The following is a 326-nucleotide window of genomic DNA, read 5'->3' as shown; positions in this document are numbered from 1 at the left end:
ACGGTACTATCCGCTATCGGTCACCAGGGAATATTTAGGCTTAGCGGGTGGTCCCGCCAGATTCACACGGGATTTCTCGGGCCCCGTGCTACTTGGGTGTCGCACAAGCAAGCCGTACAGATTTCAGCTACGGGGGTCTTACCCTCTACGCCGGACCTTTCGCATGTCCTTCGCCTACCCATACGGTTTCTGACTCGCCCAGCAGCCGGCAGACTACTGAAGTACGATCCCACAACCCCACATGCGCAACCCCTGCCGGGTATCACACGCATACGGTTTGGCCTCATCCGGTTTCGCTCGCCACTACTCCCGGAATCACGGTTGTT

At 58.0% G+C, this 326-nt stretch carries 1 rRNA gene; it reads right to left on the bottom strand.

Annotation, left to right across the window (positions count from 1 at the left end):
- Positions 1–326: ribosomal RNA gene (locus tag M1203_RS38590) — 23S ribosomal RNA — on the bottom strand; the annotation flags it as partial.

It is taken from the genome of Streptomyces sp. 35G-GA-8, from assembly GCF_023534745.1.
Lineage (GTDB): Bacteria > Actinomycetota > Actinomycetes > Streptomycetales > Streptomycetaceae > Streptomyces.
Note: the sequence above shows the minus strand (reverse complement) of the source record. Positions and strands in the feature narration are given on the sequence as shown.